A 21,292-nucleotide genomic window follows, 5' to 3' on the forward strand; every position below is an offset into this window, starting at 1 on the left:
GTTTCGATCCTATAATAACTTGAATACTTTTCAAATTGAAGAAAAATAATAACACTTTACCAGTAATTTTATATAGTTATCCAAACTTGATCACATAACACATTGACTGACGTTTTTCAATTTCGTTATAATAGTGGACAATATGTATTAGGGAGGCACGGCAATGACAAAGCAACATCATGAAATGATCGTTGTCCTCGATTTTGGCGGACAATATAACCAGCTCATCGCACGTCGTATTCGCGATATGGGCGTGTACAGTGAACTGGTTCCATACAACACTTCAATCGAACGCATTCAAGAACTGAATCCAAAGGGGATCGTATTCTCTGGCGGTCCAGCGAGCGTATACGAAGAAAATTCACCAATGGTAGATCCGCGTATTTATGAATTGGGTCTTCCAATCATGGGGATTTGCTACGGTATGCAAATGATGTCGCATCAGCTGAAGGGTAAAGTTGAGCGTGCAGGCAAGCGCGAGTACGGGAAAGCTGATGTTGTATTCCAGCCAGGCAGTGAATTGGCACATGGCTTGGAAGCAAACCAAACGGTATGGATGAGCCATACGGACTTGGTTGTTGAGCTTCCAGAAGGCTTCCGCGTTGACGCAGGTACGGAGCATGCTCCAATTGCGGCAATGAGCCATCCGGAAAAACGTTTCCATGCGGTACAATTCCACCCTGAAGTACGTCATTCTGTATACGGAAATGAAATGATTCGCAACTTCTTGTTCCGTGTATGCGAATGCAAGGGCGACTGGTCGATGGAAACATTCATCGAGGACAAGGTGCAAGAAATTCGCGAGACAGTCGGCGATCGTAAAGTATTGTGCGCGCTTAGCGGCGGTGTAGATTCCTCCGTTGTAGCGGCACTTATTCATAAGGCAATTGGTGATCAACTGACATGTATGTTCATCGATCACAACTTGCTGCGCAAAGGCGAAGCTGAAGGCGTAATGGAGACATTCGTCGGCAAGTTCGATATGCATGTGGTCAAAATTGATGCACGCGAGCGCTTCATGAGCAAGCTTGCGGGTGTATCCGATCCAGAGCAAAAGCGTAAAATCATCGGCAACGAGTTCATTTACTGCTTCGATGAAGAGTCCGCGAAGCTGGGCGACTTCGACTTCTTGGCACAAGGCACATTGTATACGGACATCGTAGAGAGTGGAACAGCAACTGCTCAGACGATCAAGTCCCACCACAACGTTGGCGGCTTGCCTGAGGACATGAAGTTCAAGCTTATCGAACCTTTGAACACGTTGTTCAAGGACGAAGTTCGCAAAGTCGGCGAAGAGCTCGGCTTGCCGCGTGAAATCGTATGGCGTCAGCCATTCCCAGGTCCGGGTCTTGCAATCCGTGTATTGGGCGAAGTAACAGAGGACAAGCTGACTATCGTTCGCGAATCCGATGCGATCTTGCGCGAGGAAATCGCGAAAGCTGGCTTGGACAATGAAATTTGGCAGTACTTCACAGCATTGCCGGACATGAAGAGTGTCGGCGTTATGGGTGACGCTCGTACGTATTCCTACACAGTAGGTATCCGTGCGGTAACATCCATCGACGGCATGACGGCTGACTGGGCACGTATCCCGTGGGATATTCTTGAGAAGATCTCCGTACGTATCGTCAACGAAGTCGAGAACGTTAACCGTATCGTCTATGACGTAACATCGAAGCCACCAGCAACAATCGAGTGGGAGTAATTCCATTCGAATCTTAACAATTTAAAGGCTGTACCGCGTTTAACCGCGGTATAGCCTTTTTGCGTTACGGCATTGAAATAAGGTGACTTCCTTCATTAGCGGCGAACGAAATTCTCTTTTATTTGAGTTGTTAAGCAAATGGAAGGGAGTATTTTTTATGCTTGTTACCAAAACCATCAGAGGAGAAATAAAGTGTTTGAGTACGTTCATTGTATCTTTCAATAATTCACACGTTTTCCATGCTATAGTAAAATATAGGAAGTGAATTAGGGCGGTTTGGAGGGATAACTTTGGATGTAGTGATCACCAGAACAATCGGAGAACTTATCATAGGCACTAGATGTTCAAGAAACAAATTAGAGAAATGATGGAGAAAATAATCCCTATTGCTATTGTGAGTCTATTGTTGTTATTTGCAGTGATTACATCAATAATTTTATTCTTTTTTTTCAATGTCGGCATTTTTGAACTCTTAGGGATCGAATATGATTCGTGGACGTCAATTCTATTATTTTATGGATTGTCACTGATTGCAGATGCTGTTGTTACAATTGTCCTCATGTATATTAATATAAATTGCTATAAAGTAGGGCACAATTTTCGGAGACTGCATGAATTTATACTGCGAGTTGTGCTTAACTTTATTGCTATTTACACGATAGATGAATGTATGTCTTCGATTCGTATCTCTTTTGTTGCCGAGGTTGTTTTTGCAATCATTATTTCTACAATTGATATCTCAATGGGTGCAAGCAAACGAGATTCCGTCAATCCTAGAAGTGAATAAAAAGTTCTAAGGGCACCCTTAACATCTACTAGTTTCCAATTATTTATTACGAGTTCACATATGGATTTACAATTTAGCTGTTGATTTCTGAGGAGATAGTAAAGGCTATACCGCGTTTAACCGCGGTATAGCCTTATTGCGTTACGGTATTGAAATAGGGTTCACTTTCCTTCGTTAGTGATGAGGCGGCTGCCTATTTCTGTACAGGAGACCAGAGTGCTGGTACATTCGAAGGCTCCCAGCCAGTCAAAGATGTATGCGGTTGCACACACTTATAAATCACACCATTATAAGAGACAAGATCGCCTGCCTTGTATGCCTTACCTGCCTGCCATGGATCTGTATTCCCCTCCGGATTTGGGAGATTAGCCGTTACGGATTGACTATGAGGGGAGACATTGCCTTGTCCGTCAATGATCCTGACCGTAAAGGTATACGTATTGCCTGGACTCAGACCGGTTGCAGCATAATTGGTTTGACTGCTGGTTCCGATTTTTTGCTGTTGTTGATAGATTTCGTACGTAAGGCCTTGAATTCCTGTGTTCGGATCGCTCCAACTCAGGTTTACTGAATTATACGTGACTGCCGTTACAGCCAGCTGCTCAGGTGCCTTCAGCACAACCGGTTCTGGTTGTTCAGGGCCTTGACCGAGAATAGAAGAATGATTGCCCGATACAACTAATGCAAATGGCTGAGGGCCTTGTGGCACATTGTATCCTTTGATGGTCACCGTATATTCGCCCGTAGTTGGAGTTGAAAGATATGCATTTTCCACGTTGTTGATGTGGTCATAATTGGAACAGCTTGTGCTAGCTGTATTTTGTACGAAGCAGTTGCCTTTGTAGAGTTCGCCAGTTGGGGTTTTTACTTCAAGATCGAGGTCATTGACCAATTGCTTGCCAGCTTGAACGGCACCTTGGTAATCGCTCCAGACAAGAGATATCTTGAGAGGTTTGCCGGCTTCGGCCTTGACGCGGTAGGAGATAGAATCGTTTGTTTTGATACCTGTGGTGTTGTCGATGAAGCTATTGGTTCTTCCGTCAGTAGGGGTAAGTGAATTCACGAGGTTAACGCGTCCCCATCCAGTTTCTCTGCTCATCCATCCATAGCCTACATCTTCAGCTCCATTAATGAGCGTAGCTTTGATGAGTGCCGAGGAAGGCGTTACGTGCTTGTTCTCGGTATAAAATTGGCGAACGATGGCTGCCGATCCTGCGACAGCTGGAGTAGCCATGGAGGTACCGGTCATGTTGGTGTAGTACTGATTTGGATTTGCAGGTCTAGTTGAGGCTGAAGAACGAGCAGAAATAATTGAGGTACCTGTAACGACGAGGTCAGGCTTAACTCTTCCATCTGGTGCATATCCTCTGCTGGAGCTTGGGGCAATTTGATTCGAATTTGTTTTTTGAAGATTACCGACCGTAATGGTGTTTTTGGCATTTCCAGGTGAATTGATGGTGTTGTTCCCGCTGCCATCGTTCCCTGCGGCGAACAATACGGTGAAGTCTTTATTGTTGAACGTATATTCATCAGCGCGAGCAGAGTTGGAATTGTAGGTGTAGCTGCTGGCGCCCCAGGAGTTGGTATGGATGAACGATCCTTGCTGCTTCGCAGAGCCGAACAAGTCGCGCAGGTCGCCTGGGCAGATAGAAGTACCACCACAGCCAATTGTTTGGGCGAACAGTTTGGCTCCATAGGCTACGCCTTTATATTTCCCATTGGACATTGCTCCTGTGCCGAGCACGGTACCGGCTACATGTGTGCCATGACCGATCGTATCCTTCCATGTTCCTTCGGGGTTAGGAACAGGAGTCGTATGCAGCTGACCTTCGAAATCTTTATGGAGTGTGCTTAGATTACCGGAATCCAAGCCGCTGTCGGCTACGGTAACCACTTGACCTTTTCCGGTCAATCCCTTGCTCCATACGCCATTCGACGTAGCAGCCCCAACTTGATTCGTGACAAAGTCGTTGAGGATCTCTTCTTTAGGCTTAGATTCGACGAAGGTGACATCTGGTTGATTAAGAACGAGCGGGAGTGATTCGTTGCTTAATACAGCTTCGATGTAGCCTTCTTGCACATCGGTAACGGGGATGGCTTGCTGCTTAAGTGATTGGGCAACTTCTGCCTCACTGCCCCTGAATACTGAGATGACATAGTTGCTTGGTGAAGTGTTTTCGGATGTGGCGAGGTTGCCGTTCTTCCATTCTGGCTGAAAGAGGGTGACTCTGTAAATCTGATCGTTGGTGGCGAGGTTGCCGGCTTGTTGCGGGTTCATGCGTACGAGATAAGCATAGTCAGGGAGATAATCTCCGAGTTCCGCTCCAGCCTGTTGCAAGAGCTGTTTGGAGGAATCTGTGATGACGTCGTTGAATTGAACAACGTACAAATGGCGTTGCGTGCTTTCTTCATCATGCTGCAGTCCGTAGTGTTCATTTTCATTCTGGAGATCGACGGTGCCTGTTCGCAAATAGAGCAGCTTCTCGGTTGAATTGTTCGCGGGGCCTTCATAGGCTGACACCGCTGGTGACATCAGGCTGATTGCCATGGCAATCGACATGATCATTGAAAGCACTTTTTTGTTGTTTTTGTTCGCCAAATGCTATTCCTCCTTGGTATAAAAGAGTATAGTCTAGTCTGACAAAGCTGGCATTTTTAACGTATAAACTCACCTCCAAAATGCTAGATTTACATGTTTACCCGAATACCATCTGTAAAAAGCAATCATAATAGTTTCAGAACTGGGTAAAAATGTATGAACCCATTTTATAAAAAATAATGAATTAATTCAATAGTTTTACTTTGATTTTCCAGAAAAATTTTTTTGTAATTCTAGCAAGCTGGGACATCATAGAATGTTGATTTCAGTAATGGAGAAATTGATTTTTTGTCACAAAACACGAACGAGTTATAAGATATTTTGTTTATTGTTCGGAAATAGCGTTGACAACCCTGCCGAATGCCTATACAATGTGAGTAGATAACCTAATAACGCAACTTTTTCGTATAATCTTGGGAATTGGCCTGAGAGTTTCTACGAGATCACCGTAAATGATCTGGCTACGAAGAGGAACGGCTTTCCGGATGAATCTATTTAGAAGATTCGTCTTATACGCTCTGCCTGCCCATAATCTGTGTGCAATATCAGGATGGGAACTTGCTATTCATTCATATAGCGGGCAGTGCGAGTAGGGAATGCCTCACTTCTTTTCACGCCAGAGCTCGGGAGATCAACCTGAGTTCTTTTTTTGTGCTTAGACAGGTTACTGGGGGAAACAGAAGCAGCAGTAAACACACATTCATGAGATGTCATGGGGAGGATGTTATACACATGGAGCGCTTCTTCAAAATCAAGGAGAACGGTTCGACAATTAGTACGGAGATTATGGCGGGTATTACGACCTTTATGGCGATGGCGTACATCTTGGCCGTTAATCCGAACATTCTAACGGCCTTCGGTAAGACCGGCATGGAATGGTATCCCGTATTTCTTGCAACAGCTATTGCAGGCGGTATTTTCACCATTGCGATGGGAATCTTCGTTAATTTCCCGGTTGCCTTGGCACCAGGGATGGGGCTGAATGCTTACTTTGCAACAGTCGTCGTATCGACTGCTGGCTCGGAACATCCGATCACATGGCAAATGGCACTGACGGCAGTATTTATTTCCGGGATTATCTTCTTCCTGCTTACGATTACACATGTACGTCAAATGCTGCTTGAAGCAGTTCCTGATGCACTGAAGCATGCGATTACAGTCGGTATCGGCTTGTTCATTACGATTGTCGGCTTGAAAAATAGCGGAATGTTGTCCGTGTCCGTTGAGACCGTGAATGATATTCCTAAGGGTACATTCACACCGCTTCAAGGTTTTGAAACAGTATTCGGCTTAGGCAGCTTCTCCAATCCTGATGTACTGCTTACAATCATCGGCTTGGCACTTATTTCGATTCTTATGATTTTGAACGTACGCGGCGCGATTTTGTTCGGTATTTTGGGAACGACGGTCGCTGCGATTTTGATGGGGCGCGTCGATTTCAGTTCGTTGAACGGTGCAAACTGGGTTCCAGATTTGACAAAATTGAGCTTCTTCGAGTTCGATTTCGCTGGCATCATGGGTGTGGGTATCGTATCCATCATCCTAACGTTCACATTCGTTGAATTGTTCGATACATTCGGAACATTGGTTGGCACAGCCAACCGTGCTGGATTCATGAAAAATCGTGAAGAAGGCAACAAGCGTGTAGGGAAAGCGATGTTCGTTGACTCTGTTGCGGTAGCGGGTGGTGCGGCACTTGGTACAAGTACCGTGACTGCATTCGTAGAAAGCTCCGCGGGTGTAGCAGAAGGCGGACGCACAGGACTTACGTCTGTAACCACAGGGATTTGCTTCTTGTTGTCCCTGTTCTTGGCTCCTGCAGTTGCATTGATTCCAGGTCCAGCTACAGCAGCAGCGCTTATCGTCGTTGGCGTATTGATGATGCAAGCCGTTACGGAAATCAACTTCAAAGACTTGGTTATTGGGATTCCGGCATTTATGACGATTGCATTCATGCCGTTCACGTACAGCATTGCGAACGGTATTTCCTTCGGTATTCTTGGTTACGTCCTGCTGGCGTTCGTAGCGAACGTATTCGGCAAGGGTGAGAAATATAAGATTCACTGGCTTATGTGGGTGCTGTTCGTACTGGTTATTGTCCGCTATGTCGCAATGGGCGGCCACTAAGATTCGCTTTTGAACACTTACTACACGAGATACACAACTTAGAATGGCTTCAGGGGGATGGGACTTCATGAAAAAATTAGCGTTAACACTTGCATTCGTACTTTCGATGGGCACACTGCTGGCAGCTTGCGGCGGGGACAAGGCAGCTGAAGGCGGCAAGGAAGCACCGACAGAATTGGTCATCTCGACTTGGGGCTTTGCCGAGGATGCGATGAAGAAGAACGTGTACGAGCCGTTCGAGAAAGAGTATAACGTTAAGATCGTGACAGAGATCGGCAACAACACGGATCGCTTGAACAAAGTCCGTCAAGGCAGCTCGAAGGTAGACCTGATCTACTTGTCCGACTACTATGCACTGCAAGGTGCTGAAGAAGGCTTGTTCGAGAAGATTGATCGTAAGAACATTCCGAACATCGAGCAGCTGTATGATATCGCTAAGGCGCCGATCGGCGAAGACTATGGCCCGGCGCACACGGTAGCGCAGCTTGGACTTGCGGTGAACAGCGATGAGGCAAAAACGCCGATTGAATCATGGAGCGACCTGTGGAAGCCTGAATTGAAAAATAAAATTGCCCTGCCTAACATTACGATTACAACAGGGCCAATGATGATGGATTTTGCGGCGAAGGTAGCGGGCAGCAAGGATATGGATACGGAGGCGGCCTTCAAAGCGATGAAAGAAATTAATCCTGGCGTCGTGAAGTATTACTCCAAGTCCGCTGACTTGGTTAATATGTTCGCGCAAGGTGAGGTTGTGGCTGCACCAATGCAGGACACCTTCTTGGGCAGCTTGACGGAAGCTCTGCCATCCGCTAAGTTCGTAACGCCGAAGGAAGGCGCATATGCGCTCTTGAACACGGTCAACATTGTAAAAGGCTCGAAACATAAAGAGCTGGCAGAAAAGTTCATTAACTGGCACTTGAGTCAGCAAGTACAAGAAGCGAATGCGAAGGCTCGCGTCGATTCGCCAACGAACAAAGAAGTGAAGCTGACCGCTGATGAGGCGAAAGGCTTGACGTATGGCCCAGAAGTTGTTGAAAACCTGAAGACGCTTGACCTTCGTAAAGTGAACAAAGAAATGAGCGGTTGGATTGACCGCTGGAACCGTGAAATCGAGTAAAGTCCAAATAGTGAATGTTCAAAAACGTATACGTTGCAACGGCTAAGAGCGACTTCGCGACGACAAGGTACCTTTTTGAACTTCCTCGATCAAGAGGAGGGCTGCCGTATATCGCACCCTCCTTTTTTATTCCCATCAATAGTCAGGAGGCTGGTATCATGGTTGCGGATACGGCTACTTCGAAGCAAATGCCCGTCATTATGGATGTTGATACGGGCGTAGATGATGCACTTGCATTAGCGTTAGTTTGGAAAAGCAAACAAGTAGAGCTTGTCGGCGTGACGACAGTGAATGGCAATGTCTCACTCTCACAAGCGACGTTAAATACACGAAAAGTAATACACATGCTTCAGCAGTTGGATGAGGACAAGCAACGCGCGGATGTTGAGGCGAACAAGGTTCCGTTGAATTTCGAGCAAAAAGAAGCTGCCTCTGCAAGGAATGGATTCACTCGCAATGTTCCGATCATTCCGGGAGCGAACGAGCCATTAATGCGTCCGACGTTCTTCGAGCACGCTGTGCACGGAAATGATGGCTTGGGCGGAGCTCTATCCGATATGAGTCCGCCGGAGTTGGAGGAAGGTCTGCCGCATGCAGCACAGTTCATCATTGAAGAAGCGAAGAAGCGCCCAGGTGAGCTGACACTTCTTATGACAGCGCCGCTCACCAATCTGGCAATTGCCTTGCGGGCCTGTCCCGAATTGCCGCAGCTCGTTAAGCGGGTCGTTATGATGGGAGGCGCGCTGCAGACGTTCGGCAACGTTACGCCAGTGGCGGAATACAACATCTACGTTGACCCAGAAGCGGCCAAAATGGTGCTGCATGCAGGATTTGATCTGACCATCGTCGGTCTGGACGTAACACGTCAGGCACTGCTGCGTCCCGAGCATTTGGAGAAGCTCGATTCCACACCGCTTGGAGGCTTTGTCCGTACATGTACGGCACAGTACATGGAGCGTTATCGAATGCGCAATGGTGTAGCAGCGTGTGCGATGCACGATCCGCTCGCTGCCTATATCGTGATCGATGCCAGTATCGTCAAGACGCATCGCTATTATGTGGACGTTGAGACACGAAGCGACCTGTGCGACGGTCAAACCGTATGCGACGTTCAGAATCGCCTCGGCCGGGAGGCAAACGCAAATGTATGTGTAGAGGTAGATGGAGAGGCGTTCATGGATCGTTTTATCTCCGTATTGCAAGCTTAGACATCAAGAGAAACAGGAGACGAACTGATGAAAAAACCATTTATATGGCTGCTGCTTCCGGGACTCGTATTCTTGACCTTGTTCATGATCATTCCGATCTTCATGACGATTGGCTCAACTTTCTTCCGTGAAGGGCAATTTACAATCGACGGTTATGTGAAGCTGCTCGGCGATCCGTACATGCTGAAAATATTAGGTACTACACTGCAGGTCAGCTTCGTTACAACACTTGCCTGCATAATGATCGGATTCCCTGCTGCTTACTATATTTCACGGCAGAAGGCGCGTATCAAAGGAATCCTGCTGGCGCTCGCAATCTTCCCACTCATGACGAGTGCGATTGTGCGCTCCTTCAGTTGGATGGTCATTCTCGGCAAGAACGGTTTGGTGAATCAGCTGTTGACCAGCATTGGATTAATTGATGAGCCGTTAAAAATCATGTATACGCCGACCGCGATGATGATCGGTCTCATTCATCTGTTTTTGCCGCTTATGATCATTTCGCTCGTCGGTGTTATGGAGAACATTGACGGCGACCTGTTAAATGCTTCATCAAGTCTTGGCGCATCGCGCATGAAGGGCTTTATGACCGTCATCGTACCGCTGTGTGTGCCTGGTCTTATCGTTGGCAGCATCCTTGTATTCGTCGGCAGTCTAACGGCGTATACGACGCCGCAGCTGCTTGGCGGCAAACAGCGAGTCGTCGCTACGTTCCTGTATCAGAATGCGATGACGCTCAACGACTGGGATATGGCTTCGATTATTGCAACCGTCATGATTGTCGTCACCTTCATCATTATCGGTCTTATGAATCAGCTCGCTCGCAAATTGAATCCGAAGGGATAACGGGGGTTAACTTCTTATGAAAGAACAACATCGCGGACTCGCCGTATTTACGGGATTGGTGTTTCTCTTTTTGCTCGGGCCGCTCATCATTATTATGGCAACGTCTTTTGGAGAGGGTTCGGTACTGAAGTTCCCGCCAGAAGGTTTCTCACTGAAATGGTATCGCAATATTTTTGATGTCGAAATGTTTTTGTCTACGTTCAAAGTTACGATCATCGTCGCGCTTGCCGGCAACCTGATTGCGCTTCTGCTCGGCGTTCCTGCTGCATATGCGCTGAGCCGCTATCAGTTCAAGGGCAAGGGGCTGCTCAATGCCATCTTTATCTCGCCGATTTTGATCCCTGGGGTCGTGCTCGGCTTCACGATGCTCAAGTATTTAGTCGTGAAATTCGAACTGCCCGTATATACAAGCTTGCTGATCGGACATATCGTGCTGATGCTGCCATTTATCATTCGGGTCATTGCATCGAGCTTGGCGAACTTCGACTATTCCGTTGAAGAAGCGTCCATGAGCTTAGGTGCGAGCCGACTGCATACATTCTTCACGGTCGTGCTGCCTAACATTCGTTCTGGTCTTATCGCGGGTGTTCTGCTCGCGTTCCTGGAATCGTTCAACAACGTAGATATTTCCGTGTTCATGACGGGACCCGGGGTCAGCACATTGCCGATTCAAATGCTGACCTATGTCGAGAATTACTTCGACCCAACGATTGCAGCAATTTCGGTGCTGCTGATGGTCATTACCGCATTGCTTATGTTCTCAATTGAACGCTTAATGGGACTCTCCTACTTCACGAAAAATAACTAGCATACATCGGAGGCCAACGATCATGGAATTGCTATCCCTTCAAAATATATCTGTTGCATACGAGAAAAACCTGATCTTGAAAGACTTCAACCTGAGCCTGAACGAAGGCGAGCTGATCTCTCTGCTCGGACCATCAGGCTGCGGCAAGACGACAACGCTGCGCCTGATTGCTGGCTTCCTGGAAGCGAAGGACGGCAAGTTCCTATTCCAAGGAAAGGATTATACTCGGGTACCTGTGAACAAGCGCAACTTCGGCTTCGTATTCCAGAGCTATGCGCTGTTCCCGCACATGAGCGTGTTCGACAATGTCGCGTACGGCTTGAAGCTGCGCAAGGTGGACAAGTCGTCCATCGCGAAGCGTGTACATGAGATGCTGGAGGTTGTAGACCTGAAAGGCTTCGAAAAGCGATTCCCCGGAGAATTGTCCGGTGGACAGCGTCAACGCGTTGCAATCGCTCGTGCGCTCGTCATTCAGCCGGATCTGCTCCTGTTCGACGAACCGCTTAGTAACCTGGACGCGAACCTGCGCGTCAATATGCGTGTAGAAATTCGCCGCATTCAGAAGCAGCTTGGGATTACAAGCGTGTATGTATCTCACGACCAAGAGGAGTGCTTCTCCATCTCAGATAAGGTTGCCATCATGAACAAAGGCGTCATTGAGCAATTGGATGCGCCTGCGAACATTTATAAATACCCGGCTACTGAATTCGTTGCCCGGTTCATCGGCTTCAACAACTTTATCGACATTGGCGAAATGCATGATGACGGAGGAGCGATTACGATACACGGCACAGAAGGAGTGAAGATGCAGGTCATCCATCGCTCAGGCCATCCATTGTCCAGCTCGATGAAGGGCGCTATTCGTCCAGACGATCTTCTGGTAGCTACAGACAGCGAATGTACGGCTGGGATTGGCGGCTTAACGACTGAGGATGTGGAAGCGGGATGGAACCAGATTGACGGTCAAGTGAAAATCAGTACCTTCCTCGGTCGCAGCTATCAATACATCGTCGAAACGCCGCTTGGCGAATTCACGGTAAATCGCGAAATGGAGACGCCGTTCGAACGCGGTACAGCCGTGAAGCTCGTACTGCCGAAAGAAAAAGTCGTATTGGTGAGAACGTCGAATTAATATTACATGTATACCTCTATACCAACGAACGAAGGACAGCGAGGAGTGGAGACATGAAAATAGATTTGTTGGTAACGAACGTCAGCGTATATAACGTGTATTTGAAACGATTCATACAAGGGAATGCCGCCATTCAGGATGGGCGTTTCCTCTACATTGGGAATCGCGGAACGGATGAATTCGAGGCGGTCAAAGTCGTGGACGGAACGGGAAAGTACATGATTCCAGGCCTCGTCGATATCCATCTTCATATTGAGAGCACGATGGTTACGCCGCAGACGTTCTCGCACGGCCTAATTCAAAACGGGGTCACGACAATTGTATCCGAGCCGCATGAGATGGCGAACGTGTTCGGCGTTGAAGGCGTGAAGGAAATGATCAAAGCAAGCAAGGGCTGCACAGCGGACATCTTATATGCAATTCCGAGCTCGGTGCCTGCAACGCCGCTGGAGACTACTGGAGGGGAAATCGATATCGCGGATATCGATGAGCTGCTGAAGGATGAGCGGGTTGTATGCTTGGGAGAGATTATGAACTCGGTCGATGTTCTGCGCGATCCGGACTGCAAAACGAACCGCATCCTGCACCATATCCGCACCAATTATCCGAATCTCGTTATCGAGGGACATACGCCGAAGAAGCTGGTTGATCTAGAACTGGCACGCTTCATGTTCGCAGGAGTAGACTCCGATCATACCGAGCAGGCCGTGGACAGTATGCGCGATCGAATGGCGAATGGCATGTTCCTTGAGATTCAGGAGAAGTCGATGACACCGGACATTATGGATGTACTCATTCATGAGGACGTAGCAGAGCTGTTCTGCTTCGTAACGGATGATGTCATGGCGGATACCTTCGTTCAGGACGGCCATTTGAATCACTTAGTCAAAAAGGCGATCGCAATGGGCATGAAGCCAGAACGTGCGATTTATGCGGCTACGTATACGCCAGCTAGTCGGATGCGCTTGTATGATCGCGGAGCAATTGCACCGAATAAAGTGGCGGACTTCGTGCTGCTCAGCGACGTTACGCAATTCCGCATTGCATCGGTATACAAGCATGGACGCTTGGCTTATGAGGCTGGAACAGCCTATGAGCAAGAGCGCGGTGAACGCCAATTCCCGTCTCATTTCTATGAGAGTGTGAAGTTGCAGAAGCTAACGGCAGAAGATTTCCAGGTAGCTGCAGAGGCTGTTGATGGCGAGTATCTCTGCCGCGTCATGCAGGTGTTGAACGGAACGACGAACACGAAGGAACTGCATGAATCGGTACGTGTGGCAGATGGAGAATTGAAGTGGCAGGAGAGTCCATATGGGTTGATTGCTACCTTCGAACGTTATGGCAAGAATGGCAACCGTGCTTACGGACTCATTACGGGCAACACGATTAAGCGCGGAGCGATTGCGACGACATATTCACATGACAATCACAACCTGCTTGTCGTAGGTCATTCACAGGCAGATATGGTGCTTGCGGCAAATACAGTCATTGCGGATCAAGGCGGCTTCTGTGTCGTTGATGACGGCAAGGTGATTGCACATATTCCGCTGCCTGTTGGCGGCATTTTGTCAGAGGAGCCGTTCGAGGAGTTCGGACAAGCCGTGAAGAAGCTGCGCGAGGCGATGGAATCAATCGGCTACGAGCATTACAACCCGATTATGTCGCTGTGTACGCATTCCTTGCCAGTAAGTCCGGCGCTGAAGATAACGGATCTGGGATTGATCGATGTTCATGCTGGACAGGTCGTTCCGCTTCTGGTGGAAAAGGTTTGAACAACCGTATCGACTGCGAACCGTTGAGGTATAGGACTCACCTCCTTTCAGGAGGGAGTCTTTCCACTCAAGGTGTGTTGTGTCTGATTATTATACCACATATTAACATTGTCTTTTCTCTGGTTGTTTTACTTGAAACCAAGATTATAGGCGAAGAGTCGTAGGGATTGTTGCATCCTTACGGCTCTTCTCGTATTAGATCAGCCAAAGGGCTAAATTAACTACGACTATAAATTTTCAAGTAGGATCATTTGCCGTCGGTTTCTCGCACCTGCGTAGAATCCCCCGAAATCAATTGTGGCTGGAACACGATCTTTTGCTTCGGCATGTCTGGATTGTCTGCTTGGCGGAGCAGCAATTGAATCGTTTCCTTGGCCATATCGGGAATTGGCTGTGCGATCGTCGTGAGACGCGGCACAACGATTTGAGACAGGATCGTATCGTCGAATCCAATGATGGACAACTCGTTAGGAACTTGCAAGCCGATCTGGTGTGCAGACTGCATAGCGCCGACGGCTAGCAAATCATTGCAGGTGAATATCGCAGTCGGACGGGAATACTGCTGCAGTATTTGATTTGCGCCGGAACACCCTTCTGCGACAGACGAGTGAACGACTGTGATCCATTGATCGTTCGGCTCGATTCCTGCATCCTTCATCGCTTGCTTGGCGCCTCGAACCCGGTGCTCACCGCTTGGGCTGTCCTCTGTAATGATGCCGATATCGGTATGCCCAAGCTGGAGCAGGTGACGAATCGCTTCGTAGCCGCCTTTATAGTCATCCACGGTCACGGTGTGCATGGTCAGGGATGTGATGTCTTTGGAGAATAGCACGATGGGGAGACTGTCGGTAATGTAGTCTTCTAGCTGCGACCATTTTGTAAATTGGCAGGCAATGATAAGCCCGTCAATTTGCTTGCGCTGCAATAGGGAAATGTAATTTAGCCCTTTATCATCCTTATTGTCTGTGCTGCACATAACAATACTGTATCCGGACGCTTGCGCTTGATCCTCCAGATTGCGAGCCACCTCAGCGAAAAAGGGGTTGGCCAGATCAGAGATGAGCAGGCCGAAGGTGGACGTTTTCTTTCCGGTTAACGCGGAAGCAACTACACTCGGCTGGTATTGCAGCTCTTTCATAATATGGAGGACACGCTCACGTGTTTTGGCGCTAATATTGCCTGTTTGATTGACGACCTTCGATACGGTGGCAATGGATACGCCAGCCGCCTTGGCTACGTCGTAAATAGTTGATTTCATAGGGAACTCCTCATCGTTCTTCGCACTTCTTGTGTACGTCTTCTCTTTATTTCTCATTATACAACAAAAGGAGAATGGACTACGCCATTCTCCTGTAAGAGACTGCTCGAAATAAGCGGCATCACTTTTTTTCAAAAAGCCACTCGTGTTCGGGATCATTGTGGAACTTCCATGTACGCACAGGTCCCGCCATCACGTTCAAATAATAGGAATCGTATCCTGGAGGCGCGGATACCGGGTGGTACCCCTCTGGAACTAGGACGACATGGCGGTGCGGCACGGCCATCGTCTCATCCAACGAACGGTCGTCATTGTATACGCGCTGCATAATGAACCCTTGCTCAGGATTGACTTCATGATAATAGGTTTCTTCCAAATAAGATTCATGCGGCAAATTTTCCTGATCGTGCTTATGCGGCGGATAGCTGGACCAATGCCCGCCAGGCGTGAACACCTCTACGACGAGCAGGCTGTCCGCCTCTTTTTGTTCCGGCAAAATATTATGGATATGCCGCTCGATGCTGCCAGAACCGCGTGTTTCTACACCGACATCTTCAGGAGCAATGACACGAGCCGGGTATGTCCCCTTGCCAGGGGCGGCACAGACAGCTAGTTCTAAGGCCGTTTCGGCCTGAACGGTATATCGATCATGGTTCGGCACGTAAACCGAATACGGAGGAATGCGCTCAAATACACTCATGCGCTGTCCAAGCACACCGAACGATTTTTTCGAAGTGCTGACCTCAGCCTTCCCACTCAGCAGGACAAGGCATACCTCCTGCTCATTTGTATCGTTTTGCAGCTTTTCACCTGGCTGCAGCGAATACAGTTCGAACCCTACATACTCCCAGCCTGCGCTTTGCGGCGTAACGGAAATGACCTTGCCTTGCTCATCTCTTGGTTGTGGCGATACGAGTAATTTAGACATAAAGGCGGCCTCCTTGCCTCAGTAGAGATTAGTTTTTATAAATACAAATCTATATGTTAATGGGCTATCTTAACAGGCAGCCCGGTACGCAGCGACTCTTTGGCCGCTAGTGCAATGCGTTCCGCCTGCAATCCGTCGTTGGCATCACAGACGACTGGGCCATCGTGCATAATGGCCCGAACGAAGTCTTGAACCTCCTGAATATAGGCCTGCGTATAGCGCTCGATGAAGAAATGCAGCGGCTTGTCCATATGAACCCCATTAGCCGTCGCAACAACCGCTGTAGAAGGACGGTCGTTCTGTGTCGAGACACAGCCATCGGAGCCGAATGCTTCCAGACGCTGATCATAACCGTACACGGCCTTGCGGCTGTTCTCGATAATGCCGAGCGCACCGTTGGCAAAGCGAAGACTAACAATGGCTGTGTCAATATCGTTCAATTCCCCAATTTTCGGATCGACCAGATTCGCTCCTTGCGCATATACCTCAACGACCTCGCTTTGCATGACATAGCGGGCCATATCGAAGTCGTGAATGGTCATATCAATGAACAGTCCGCCGGATTTGGCGATATACTCTGCTGATGGCGGTTCTGGATCGCGCGACGTAATGCGCAGCAAATGTGGGGCTCCAATGCTTCCGGATTGTACGACGTCACGCGCTTTTTTGTAATTATGGTCAAAGCGGCGGTTAAAGCCGACCTGCATTTTCACGCCGGACTTCTTAACCGCAGCTAGTGCTTGCTCTGTCGTTTCGATTGAGAAGCTGACAGGCTTCTCACAGAAAATATGCTTGCCGGCTTCGGCAGCCTCACGAATGATGTCCGCATGTGTGCTGGTCGGTGAACAGATAAACACCGCTTGAATATCCGGGTCATGAAGAATGTCTTGATAGTCGTTCGTGACAACTGGGATTCCATGCGCGGAAGCCCATTCGTTCAACCCTTCCGTATATACGTCTGATATTGCGCGAACGCGGATATTGCTCATTTGTTGAATATGGCTGGCATGCAGCTTTCCAATTCGCCCGGCTCCGATGATTCCTACTTGCAGCATAATAATCCCTGCTTTCTCTGAGTGTGATCGAAATTGTTCTGTATATGGAACAGTAAAACGACGACTTACTAGGCAAAGTAGGGAAAGCGCTTAACTCATATTTTAACTATAGGCCATGTTCCAGAGGTTGGCAAGGTGAAAAATCAATAATCGAGTGTGTTTCCGCTGTGTTACAGGGAAAATGGCAAGTTATTTTAAATAGGAAAAGAAGATGTGTAAGTGAAAAAAAGAACTTATTAAATCATTAAAAAAGCGTTTACATTACCAAATTGGTGTGCATATAATTAGCTACAAGGTAAGCGCTTAACTCAACTCGCAACAGAAAGAGACTGCATCATAGTGGCCTCAGTCCTGCAGAAAGAGGGCATGAGGCAGAGAACATGGAGGTGCTGACTGGATATGAGTACACTATCATTCCCTAAGGATCGGCCATTCGACTTGATTGCCATCGGAAGACTGTGCATCGATCTAAATGCGAACGAAATTAATCGGCCAATGGAGGAGACGAGAACGTTCACGAAGTACGTCGGCGGATCTCCAGCGAACATTGCAATTGGGGCGGCACGCCTCGGCATGAAAAGCGGATTCATCGGTAAGCTGTCCGATGATCAGATGGGCCGTTACATACGACAATATTTGAACGATCAATCGATAGATACGTCGCAGCTTGCTGTTGATGATACGGGAGCAATGACAGGATTAGCTTTTACTGAAATTAAAAGTCCTACAGATTGCAGCATTCTGATGTACCGTGACCATGTAGCGGATCTCCTCCTTAAGCCGGAAGAGGTATCTGAGGAGTATATTAAGCAGACGAAGGCGCTGCTCATATCAGGAACGGCGCTCGCTGCGAGCCCGTCACGCGAGGCAGTATTCATTGCCTTGGAATATGCACGCAAGCATGGGGTATTCGTATTTTTCGATCTAGACTATCGCCCGTACACCTGGAAAAATGTTGCGGAAACCTCGATTTATTATCAGCTTGCGGCGGAAAAATGCGACTTTGTCATTGGAACGCGCGAAGAGTTCGACATGATGGAGAAGTTCTCCGGTCAGCAAGCGGACGATCGACTGACGGCAGCGAAATGGTTCGGGCATCATGCGCAGGTTGTTCTCATTAAGCATGGCTCGGAAGGTTCGATTGCCTATACGAAAGACGGAGAAGCGCATAGAGGGGGCATTTTCAAGACGAAGGTGCTCAAGACATTCGGAGCGGGCGATTCCTATGCGTCTGCCATGATTTATGCGTTGATGCAGGGCTGGGATTTGCCGCGTGCGATGGAATACGGCAGCGCTTCAGCCGCCATCGTTATCTCGCGCCATAGCTGCTCAGACGCGATGCCAACGACCGCGGAACTGGATGAATTCATCAGAAGCGCGGAGCGTGGGGAATAGACCTGAATACCGCTGACACACGACCAAATCTTCCATTGGAATGAAACTGCATTGGATTGAATGCAGCCATAACGGCCCGATGGGGTAGTTTGCGGCGTATGAGATAGTGAGCAAGTTATAAGTCATTCAACATGGAGGGACGGTTCATGCTCGTTACATTAACGGAAATGATGCAGGGGTTGCCGGAACGCAATGCGGCCGTGCCGGCATTTAACGTATTTGGTTATGAGGATGCTTCGGCGGTCATTGCCGCAGCCGAGGAAGTCGGAGCGCCGGTCATATTGGCGACAAATAAGGTGGCGCTTCGCTACATGCCTCTTCAAGTATCAGGAGCGTTGTACAGAAGCTTGGCTGAGCGCGCGAAGGTGCCAGTATGCATCCATTTGGATCACGGCGATGGATTCGAGTCGGCAGCCGAAGCGATTATGAGTGGATACACATCCATTATGTATGACGGCTCGCAGCTACCGCTAGCAGACAATATCCGCAACACGCGGGAAATTGTAAAGCTGGCGCATGCCTGCGGCATTCCTGTCGAAGCGGAAATTGGCGCTGTCGGATATACGGATCCGTCCATGAATGTGGAGGCAAGGCTGACAGCCCCTGGCGAAGCGAAGGTGTTTGCTGAAGAGACTGGCGTCGATGCACTGGCAGTGGCGATCGGTACGCTGCATCGGATGGAAGAGCAGTCCGCGCCGATCGATTACGAACGGCTCGCGGAGATTGAGCGTGTCGTATCGCTGCCGCTCGTGCTGCATGGATCGACTGGAGTGAAGGACGATGATTTGCACAGGCTTGCGGCTACACGCATCAGCAAGGTCAATATCGGTACGGCACTCCGCATGGCGTTCGGCAAGACACTGCGCAGCGAAATACTGAACAAACCAAATGAGTTCGACCGCGTTGCCTTATTCGCCCGTCCGATGGAAGCGGTGAAAGAAGCCGCCAAGCAGAAGATGCTGCTGCTGAATGCTCACCAAGCTTTGAACTTATAACTTTGAACGTATAAAAGGAACGGTTTGCTAGGTTCACATCCGGATTTCAGATGTTCTTTACTATATATGAAATGACGAGAGGAGAATGGAACATGACAGAAGCAATCACCATTCGCAACTATGTCGGGGGACAATGGAAGGAATCAACATCGGGTAAAACGGAACCGGTATACAATCCGGCTACGGGCGACATTATCGGGCATGTCCCGTTGTCCGGCATGGAAGAATTGAATGAAGCGGTAGCTGTGGCTGCGGAAGCGTTCCGCACATGGTCGCGTACTGCTGTTCCGCGTCGGGCGCGCATCATGTTCAAGTATCAGCAGCTTCTCGTTGAGCATTGGGATGAGCTGGCCAAGCTGATTACGCTTGAGAACGGCAAAAATTTCAAAGAAGCATACGGTGAAGTGCAGCGAGGCATCGAATGCGTGGAATTCGCAGCCGGTGCACCAACGCTCATGATGGGCAAGCAGTTGCCGGACATTGCTACCAACATTGAATCCGGCATGTACCGTTATCCAATCGGTGTCGTTGGCGGCATTACCCCGTTCAACTTCCCAATGATGGTGCCGTGCTGGATGTTCCCGCTGGCGATCGCCTGCGGCAACACGTTCGTATTGAAGCCTTCCGAGCGTACTCCTCTTCTGGCTTGCCGTTTGGCGGAGCTCATGGAAGAAGCGGGCTTGCCGAAGGGCGTTCTGAATATTGTCCATGGGGCGCATGATGTCGTGAATGGATTGCTTGATCATAAGCAGGTGAAGGCGATCTCCTTCGTTGGCTCCCAGCCAGTCGGCGAATATGTATACAAGCGCGGCACTGCCAACTTGAAGCGCGTGCAGGCCTTGACCGGAGCCAAGAACCACTCGATCGTAATGGAAGACGCGAATTTGGAGAACGCTACGACGCAAATTATCAATGCAGCATTCGGTTCGGCCGGAGAACGCTGCATGGCCTGCTCAGTTGTGCTCGTGCAGGAATCGGTTGCGGACGAGTTTGTTGCACAGCTTGTGAAGGCTTCTGATGAGCTTATTATCGGCAACGGCGAACGCGATGACGTGTTCCTTGGGCCAGTCATTCGCGAAGGTCATAAGGAGAGAGCGATCGGTTACATTGATGCTGGCGTGCAGGAGGGGGCCAAACTTGTGCGCGATGGCCGCCAGGACGCAGAAACCAATGGCGATGGCTTCTTCATGGGGCCGACGATTTTCGATGAAGTGACACAGCAAATGAAGATTTGGCAGGATGAGATTTTTGCGCCGGTATTGTCAATTGTGCGTGTAAAGGATATCGATGAGGCAATCGCTTGGGCGAATGAATCGCGGTTTGCGAACGGTGCCTGCATCTTCACGTCGAGCGGCGCTTATATGAGACAATTCCGTGAGCATATCGATGCAGGGATGCTCGGTGTAAACGTTGGCGTCCCAGCACCGATGGCCTTCTTCCCGTTCTCTGGCTACAAGGATTCCTTCTATGGGGATTTGCATGCGAACGGCACGGACGGAGTAGAGTTCTATACCCGCAAAAAGATGGTCACTACGCGCTGGTAAGGATGGTGTTCGG

At 48.8% G+C, this 21,292-nt stretch carries 16 protein-coding genes and 1 riboswitch; of the genes, 12 read left to right on the top strand and 4 right to left on the bottom strand.

Annotation, left to right across the window (positions count from 1 at the left end; all coding sequences use genetic code 11):
- Window positions 1-163 precede the first annotated feature (163 nt).
- Together guaA and ABN764_RS14015 are read left to right on the top strand one after the other, a co-directional pair.
- Entirely contained in the window at window positions 164-1,705 is a 1,542-nt protein-coding gene (guaA, locus tag ABN764_RS14010; RefSeq protein ID WP_021252216.1) for a glutamine-hydrolyzing GMP synthase, read from the top strand.
- 367 nt (window positions 1,706-2,072) lie between these two features.
- Window positions 2,073-2,492 (top strand): YrvL family regulatory protein, encoded by a 420-nt coding sequence (locus tag ABN764_RS14015; protein WP_446672257.1) that lies wholly within the window; start codon window positions 2,073-2,075, stop codon window positions 2,490-2,492.
- 193 nt (window positions 2,493-2,685) lie between these two features.
- Here ABN764_RS14015 and ABN764_RS14020 read toward each other — a convergent pair whose 3' ends face one another.
- Window positions 2,686-5,091 carry a S8 family serine peptidase gene (locus ABN764_RS14020; RefSeq protein ID WP_446672234.1) on the bottom strand — a complete coding sequence of 802 codons (2,406 nt, stop codon included), beginning with the start codon at window positions 5,089-5,091 and terminating at the stop codon, window positions 2,686-2,688.
- 383 nt (window positions 5,092-5,474) lie between these two features.
- A riboswitch (purine riboswitch) is annotated at window positions 5,475-5,575 on the top strand.
- 248 nt (window positions 5,576-5,823) lie between these two features.
- Between ABN764_RS14020 and ABN764_RS14025 the strand changes: the two genes are divergently transcribed.
- The 7 genes from ABN764_RS14025 to ABN764_RS14055 all read left to right on the top strand — a co-directional run bounded on the left by ABN764_RS14025 (window position 5,824) and on the right by ABN764_RS14055 (window position 14,104).
- Window positions 5,824-7,218 carry an NCS2 family permease gene (locus tag ABN764_RS14025; protein WP_021252211.1) on the top strand — a complete coding sequence of 465 codons (1,395 nt, stop codon included), beginning with the start codon at window positions 5,824-5,826 and terminating at the stop codon, window positions 7,216-7,218.
- A gap of 67 nt (window positions 7,219-7,285) precedes the next feature.
- Window positions 7,286-8,338 (top strand): ABC transporter substrate-binding protein, encoded by a 1,053-nt coding sequence (locus ABN764_RS14030; RefSeq protein ID WP_021252210.1) that lies wholly within the window; start codon window positions 7,286-7,288, stop codon window positions 8,336-8,338.
- A 158-nt stretch (window positions 8,339-8,496) separates the two neighbouring features.
- Window positions 8,497-9,546, top strand: coding sequence for a nucleoside hydrolase (locus tag ABN764_RS14035; protein ID WP_446672235.1), 1,050 nt, complete (start codon window positions 8,497-8,499; stop codon window positions 9,544-9,546).
- 27 nt (window positions 9,547-9,573) lie between these two features.
- Window positions 9,574-10,392 (top strand): ABC transporter permease, encoded by an 819-nt coding sequence (locus ABN764_RS14040; protein WP_028533676.1) that lies wholly within the window; start codon window positions 9,574-9,576, stop codon window positions 10,390-10,392.
- 16 nt (window positions 10,393-10,408) lie between these two features.
- The gene (locus ABN764_RS14045) at window positions 10,409-11,200 is read left to right on the top strand and encodes an ABC transporter permease (protein ID WP_446672236.1); all 792 of its coding nucleotides are present in this window, start codon (window positions 10,409-10,411) and stop codon (window positions 11,198-11,200) included.
- 22 nt (window positions 11,201-11,222) lie between these two features.
- Window positions 11,223-12,332, top strand: a complete 1,110-nt coding sequence (locus ABN764_RS14050; protein WP_446672237.1) for an ABC transporter ATP-binding protein — start codon at window positions 11,223-11,225, stop codon at window positions 12,330-12,332.
- A 53-nt stretch (window positions 12,333-12,385) separates the two neighbouring features.
- Entirely contained in the window at window positions 12,386-14,104 is a 1,719-nt protein-coding gene (locus tag ABN764_RS14055) for an adenine deaminase (RefSeq protein ID WP_446672238.1), read from the top strand.
- Window positions 14,105-14,351: 247 nt separating this feature from the next.
- Here the strand turns inward: ABN764_RS14055 and ABN764_RS14060 are convergent, their stop codons facing one another.
- The 3 genes from ABN764_RS14060 to iolG all read right to left on the bottom strand — a co-directional run bounded on the left by ABN764_RS14060 (window position 14,352) and on the right by iolG (window position 17,351).
- Window positions 14,352-15,362 (bottom strand): LacI family DNA-binding transcriptional regulator, encoded by a 1,011-nt coding sequence (locus ABN764_RS14060; RefSeq protein WP_446672239.1) that lies wholly within the window; start codon window positions 15,360-15,362, stop codon window positions 14,352-14,354.
- A 121-nt stretch (window positions 15,363-15,483) separates the two neighbouring features.
- Window positions 15,484-16,290 carry a 5-deoxy-glucuronate isomerase gene (gene iolB, locus ABN764_RS14065; RefSeq protein WP_174809502.1) on the bottom strand — a complete coding sequence of 269 codons (807 nt, stop codon included), beginning with the start codon at window positions 16,288-16,290 and terminating at the stop codon, window positions 15,484-15,486.
- A gap of 56 nt (window positions 16,291-16,346) precedes the next feature.
- A complete protein-coding gene (gene iolG, locus ABN764_RS14070; RefSeq protein WP_268627401.1) occupies window positions 16,347-17,351 on the bottom strand; it encodes an inositol 2-dehydrogenase in 1,005 nt (334 codons plus the stop codon).
- 393 nt (window positions 17,352-17,744) lie between these two features.
- Here iolG and iolC point away from each other — a divergent pair, with 393 nt between their 5' ends.
- The 3 genes from iolC (at window position 17,745) to ABN764_RS14085 (ending at window position 21,279) form a co-directional block, all read left to right on the top strand.
- On the top strand, window positions 17,745-18,740 hold the full coding sequence (gene iolC / locus ABN764_RS14075) for a 5-dehydro-2-deoxygluconokinase (protein ID WP_028533679.1): 996 nt from the start codon (window positions 17,745-17,747) through the stop codon (window positions 18,738-18,740).
- A 146-nt stretch (window positions 18,741-18,886) separates the two neighbouring features.
- Entirely contained in the window at window positions 18,887-19,735 is an 849-nt protein-coding gene (locus ABN764_RS14080) for a class II fructose-bisphosphate aldolase (protein ID WP_268627352.1), read from the top strand.
- 92 nt (window positions 19,736-19,827) lie between these two features.
- A complete protein-coding gene (locus tag ABN764_RS14085) occupies window positions 19,828-21,279 on the top strand; it encodes a CoA-acylating methylmalonate-semialdehyde dehydrogenase (protein WP_446672240.1) in 1,452 nt (483 codons plus the stop codon).
- The last annotated feature ends 13 nt before the right edge of the window (window positions 21,280-21,292 follow it).

It is taken from the genome of Paenibacillus wuxiensis (assembly GCF_040195695.1).
Taxonomy (GTDB): Bacteria; Bacillota; Bacilli; order Paenibacillales; family Paenibacillaceae; genus Paenibacillus_B; species Paenibacillus_B suaedae.

Excerpts from the sequence above, each read along its gene's own strand:
- guaA (WP_021252216.1), top strand. The coding sequence starts at position 164 with ATGACAAAGCAACATCATGAAATGATCGTTGTCCTCGATTTTGGCGGA.
- ABN764_RS14015 (WP_446672257.1), top strand. The coding sequence starts at position 2,073 with ATGGAGAAAATAATCCCTATTGCTATTGTGAGTCTATTGTTGTTATTT.
- ABN764_RS14025 (WP_021252211.1), top strand. The coding sequence starts at position 5,824 with ATGGAGCGCTTCTTCAAAATCAAGGAGAACGGTTCGACAATTAGTACG.
- ABN764_RS14030 (WP_021252210.1), top strand. The coding sequence starts at position 7,286 with ATGAAAAAATTAGCGTTAACACTTGCATTCGTACTTTCGATGGGCACA.
- ABN764_RS14035 (WP_446672235.1), top strand. The coding sequence starts at position 8,497 with ATGGTTGCGGATACGGCTACTTCGAAGCAAATGCCCGTCATTATGGAT.
- ABN764_RS14040 (WP_028533676.1), top strand. The coding sequence starts at position 9,574 with ATGAAAAAACCATTTATATGGCTGCTGCTTCCGGGACTCGTATTCTTG.
- ABN764_RS14045 (WP_446672236.1), top strand. The coding sequence starts at position 10,409 with ATGAAAGAACAACATCGCGGACTCGCCGTATTTACGGGATTGGTGTTT.
- ABN764_RS14050 (WP_446672237.1), top strand. The coding sequence starts at position 11,223 with ATGGAATTGCTATCCCTTCAAAATATATCTGTTGCATACGAGAAAAAC.
- ABN764_RS14055 (WP_446672238.1), top strand. The coding sequence starts at position 12,386 with ATGAAAATAGATTTGTTGGTAACGAACGTCAGCGTATATAACGTGTAT.
- ABN764_RS14060 (WP_446672239.1), bottom strand. The coding sequence starts at position 15,362 with ATGAAATCAACTATTTACGACGTAGCCAAGGCGGCTGGCGTATCCATT.
- iolB (WP_174809502.1), bottom strand. The coding sequence starts at position 16,290 with ATGTCTAAATTACTCGTATCGCCACAACCAAGAGATGAGCAAGGCAAG.
- iolC (WP_028533679.1), top strand. The coding sequence starts at position 17,745 with ATGAGTACACTATCATTCCCTAAGGATCGGCCATTCGACTTGATTGCC.
- ABN764_RS14080 (WP_268627352.1), top strand. The coding sequence starts at position 18,887 with ATGCTCGTTACATTAACGGAAATGATGCAGGGGTTGCCGGAACGCAAT.
- ABN764_RS14085 (WP_446672240.1), top strand. The coding sequence starts at position 19,828 with ATGACAGAAGCAATCACCATTCGCAACTATGTCGGGGGACAATGGAAG.